The 4,787-nt window shown below is 43.7% G+C and carries 3 protein-coding genes; all 3 read right to left on the reverse strand.

Going from position 1 to position 4,787, the window contains the following annotated elements; translation table 11 throughout:
• Positions 1-104 precede the first annotated feature (104 nt).
• The gene (locus H6G03_RS36875; RefSeq protein ID WP_190475869.1) at positions 105-2,060 is read right to left on the reverse strand and encodes a DUF4347 domain-containing protein; all 1,956 of its coding nucleotides are present in this window, start codon (positions 2,058-2,060) and stop codon (positions 105-107) included.
• A 206-nt stretch (positions 2,061-2,266) separates the two neighbouring features.
• Positions 2,267-3,757: an Hsp70 family protein gene (locus H6G03_RS36880; protein ID WP_190475871.1), complete on the reverse strand. Its 1,491-nt coding sequence runs from the start codon at positions 3,755-3,757 to the stop codon at positions 2,267-2,269.
• Between the two features lie 68 nt (positions 3,758-3,825).
• Positions 3,826-4,787, reverse strand: a 962-nt coding sequence (gene grpE / locus H6G03_RS36885) for a nucleotide exchange factor GrpE (protein ID WP_206756679.1), incomplete at its 5' end; no start/stop codon positions are given.

Below are 4,787 nucleotides of genomic sequence, written 5' to 3' on the forward strand. Positions count from 1 at the left end.
TAATTGTGCCGATGCACGATATGCCTACGGCACGCTGTGCGAAGGCACTCCTGCAAGTGCCTTAACAAAAGTTCATACAGTGTCGATTACTTTTGTCCGACTACTTAACTTCCCGCCGCCAAGTTCAACTTTAAGGTTTCTGCTGCTTCTCCATAGTTATCATCAATTGGATTAAGGATGAGATCGACAAAAGTTTGTCCGTCGGGAATAGTTAAAGTGCGAGTTGTTCCCGTACCGGAAATATTGCCGCCATTGGTGACGCTGAAGCTGTAGTCAACTGGGAAAGTGCCGCCTGTATTGCTTGTTACTGTGCTGCTGGGGTCGATGTTTAGATTTACAGTCAAATCGCCAGTGTTGGCAGTACCGCGACTGATGCGGTAAGTGCCTGTGTTACTGGCTGTTTCGTCAGCGTTGGCATCTGTAACTGTAAGGCTGATGGTAGTTAGGGAGTATTCAAAAGCACCGATATCAACGGCAGTACCGAAAATGCGGGGGTAGCCTGTACCTCGCTGATCGGTTGTGATGCCTGCGGGAACGCTAGCATTATTACCAGCATCAATAGCGGGACTGCCAGCAATTAGGGCGTGGGTTAAAGTGGAACCGCCATTATTAGCTAGGGTGGGATCGAGTACGCTGGCGGCAGTAACACCTGTAATATCGCTACCAAAACCGCTGCTGCTGCCAACATTCCCAATTATGTTGGCATTATTGCTGGTGAAAGTTCCCGAAACGTCCGCGTCAGTGGTGGCAGTGTTTCCAATGACGATCGAGTTTTTGACGGTAACAGTACCGCTTTCCACAAAAATTCCGCCACCAGTACTGGAATTGGCTGTGTTATTAAAAATCGTGCTGTTGACAATATTTAATTTTGCGGAATTACGGTTGCGGATAGCGCCGCCTTGACCGTTACCAATACCGCTGCCGTTATGAATGTTGCCGCTAATGGTGGTATTGGTTAGGTTTAATGTGGCACTCGCGCCATCGTTTTCGATCGCACCTCCCCCATCAACACTCCCGCCATCACCTTGGGCAGTGTTATTAGTGATAGTGCTATTTTGGATATTCATGGTGCCAAAATTGGCAATAGCACCGCCATCATCACCAGCAGCGTTGTTGCGTAGGGTGCTGTTGTTGATATTGACGATACCGCTAATGTTGGATATGGCACCAGCATCAGGTGCGGCACCAGTCGTAGAACCAGTGACGTTTCCATTTTCAAGGGTGACGTCGTTGAGAGTTAGTTTGCCTGAAGCTCCTCCAATCGTAAACAAACGGAAGGTTGTTGAGGCGCTGTTGTCTCGTGCGATCGTCGCGCCGTTGCCGTTGATGGTAATTTCAGAAGTAATTACCGGGAGACCGCTATTTCCCCAGTCGATACCGCTAAAGTAGTTGTATGTACCTGATGTTAGGGTGTAAGTACCAGCAGCTAAGTTAATCGTGTCAGCACCAACGTAAGCACCCGACTCGCTATTAGCATCATTAATTGCTTGAATTAATTCGGTAACGTTAGTGACGTTTATTGTAGTTCCCAAAACAGCGTTATAAGCTTCCATCACCCCAACTTGAAATGCTAGGGGTGCTTCAATTAGTCCGCTCTTAACTTCTAAATCCCAGTCCCCGTCAAGTGCAGCACTTCCGGTCAAGTCGTCGGATGCGGCAACATCTGCACCCGTTAATTCACTGAGTTGTTGTACAAATGCGATACCGTTGTCTCCGGCGGCAACATCGCAGCCGTAGAGAAAGATATCTCCATTAATACTTAGGGAATTCCGCCACTGTTGCAGCTGATTCGCGTATAGGTGGAGATTTTGCTCGTTCAATTGCGAGTTGCCAAATTGCAAGCTGCCGGGACTGCCGTGGGATATTATGTGAACTGCATTTATATTGTGGCGATCGGCTAAAATATCACTGATTTGATTTATTTCATCCCCCGTAGGATAGATAATAATTACATCGGTTCCCGGTGCAACTGCCGCAGCAAGGCTTTGATAGTCGGGAACTGTCGAATCAATGAAAACTATAGAGTTTGGCTGGCTGCTGGTATTGATGTTGTCTGGCATAGCGAAACCTTTTATCGACAAATTCCCGACACAAATAATAATTATTTCTATCAATTTAAAGATAAAAATTCCGCAATGCCGTTCCAGAACTTAGCAAAAGTTTATGAAATCTTGATAACTTACTTATAAGTATGTAATTGTACTGATTTACGAATTTAAATAATTCCCAAGATATAGCCGATCGCACATACCCAGGAGAGCAAAACTTAGGCAAATTTGAGCGTCGCAGCTTTCCGGATTCCTTCAACTTCCACTATTACCGACAACATTTGCGATTCGTTAACATTAAACGTTACCCAAATATCCAGTTCGCCTTGCGGACGTTTGGGTAAATCATAAATGCCGATCGTACCTATAAAGGTGTTGTTTTTCACGCTTGCATCGCACCCTTGGTAAATGTTAATATCAAGGCTTGTTTGATAGTCAGATGTGGTGCTGAAAACCTGAGTTTGTTGGCATGGGGTTTTGCGGTTAGCAGCTATCAGCGGGTAGAATTCTTTCTCTTTGATTTCGACACCGAGAGCGTGACTGGTGCGCGTGCGAATTTCAATATTTCTACCAAAAACTTCCGGGTTATCTAAATAAGCTGCATATATAGCTGCACCTTCTGCCACGCACAACCAAGGGTTAGTATTTTGATACACTTTTACCGCGCCAATAATGTCGCTGACTAACGATTTTATGCAGGGAATTTTGCTAGAACCGCCTACAAGAATGACGCGATCGACTTGCTGAGGCTGCATATTTGTTGTCGCCCACAATCGCTCCATTACGCGCTCAATTTTATCTATATAAGTTTGAATGCAACCCTCAAATTCCGAGCGCGTTACGATAGTATCTATATGTCTACCAGGAATAACATCAGTCACAGTAATGTACTCGGTTTGGGTAGCACTTAAAGTATGTTTTGCTTCTATAACTTGCTCCAAAATCTTCTGTCTGGCTTTGCGTTCTTCCAAATCAGTTAAACCATCTAGAGTTAAATCGGCTTTTTCGAGCAAAAATTGAAATAAACATTCATCAAAATCCATACCGCCAAGTCTGTCGTCGCCACCCGTAGCCAACACTTCAAAAAGCAGCTTTTCTGGCGATTTTTCCAGTCGGAATAAGGTCAGATCGAAAGTACCTCCACCCAAGTCGAATACCAGAATATTTTCGGCAAATTTTTTGGCATTGCTAGATTGCACAATCTGCCAAGCGTAAGCGAGAGAAGCGGCAATTGGTTCTTGAATTAAACCGATACAGTTAATATTAGCAAGTTCGGCTGCTTTGCTGGTATTTTCGCATTGGTGCGCTTTGAAATAATAAGGTACTGTCACAACTGTAGCGCGACTGCGAAAAAGATTGGTTGGGCATTTTTCGGCTACATCTTTGTATAATCTCTCTAATATTCTCGCAGATAATTCTATTGGTGAAAATGCTTGTCCGGCGAGGACAATTTTTTGAGAAGCATCATCCATATAACGTTTGATACCGATTGCCATATTTTCTGGATAAATCAAACCTCTCCTGAAGGCAACTTTCCCCACTAAAAGTTCGTTTGTTTTGGGATCGAGGTAAACAACGGATTGCAGGGTATCTTCGCCAGTACGAGTTTGATATACTCTTGGCCCATGCCCATCCCAGCGTGCGATCGCACTAAACGTAGTCCCCAAATCAATCCCCAGAACTGGATTTAGATCGTTGTCAAAAAGCATATGTCGATTTTGGATTTTGGATTTTGGATTTTGGATTTTATCGCAAGCAAATTTATGCAATCTCTATTTTAATTCTTGACTACAACTACTTGTGCAGTCCGCAGGACTAAAAATTCTTTTGACTTTTGACTTTTGACTTTTGATTTTTGACTTAAATACTCGTATCCTTGGCGAATTACTTCTTTGATATATTCATTTGGCAAGCTCTCATCGTCTTGCACATCAAATGGTTCGTGATGAGTATAGTCAATCGGTGTTTTAGTTTTCACTTGCATGGGATAAACTTCCATTTGCTCTAATGCGTGCAAGAGATTTAAGTGCAAATTATGATAGATTTTAAACCAATCATCCAGTTTGGTTGACCAATTTGGATTTTCATTTTTCAACTGAGCCACTAACGGCTGAGAATACCTCTGTCCGCTCTCTATTCCGTCAACGATCGGCAGCACTTTTTTTTCCACAAAATTTAGCCAGCGCTGCTGGCGTCTTTCTGCTAATTCTCTGATTTCGGCAATGCACTTGTAACGCCGATCGCCAATTTCTTTAAATTTTTTAGCAATTGCTTGACGTGCCGATTCTGGGTTTGTTTCGTTACTCAAAATATCGATTAATTCTGGCTTGCTAACTCTGGGTAACTCTCGATTTGGGGTTTCAGTTTCGTAGAGTTCTCGTGCAGGTTCAACAATTCTTTCCAGCATCCTACCAATAATTTCTATACCCTGATGTCTTTTTTGCAGTTTCTCCTGCACGGGGACTGGTAACTCATCTTTCACTTTCTGATATTCAGGAAATAACTTGTTTTGGCAAAGTTGCACTGTAGATGCGATCGCATCAAACAACATTACCCCTCTATGCGCCCAATGTTGAGCTTGAATATAGCAATCATTAAGCTGTTGCTCATCTACTTTGCAATTTTTTTCCTCTTCCTCAACTAACTTAGCAATCAGCTGCATTTTGTCAGCCGCACCGAGGGATGAGTCATTCGTTTTTCCCCTACTCCCCGGCTCCCCCGCTTCCCCACTCCCCCACT

Origin of the sequence: Aerosakkonema funiforme FACHB-1375 (assembly GCF_014696265.1) — a bacterium.
Taxonomy (GTDB): domain Bacteria; phylum Cyanobacteriota; class Cyanobacteriia; order Cyanobacteriales; family Aerosakkonemataceae; genus Aerosakkonema; species Aerosakkonema funiforme_A.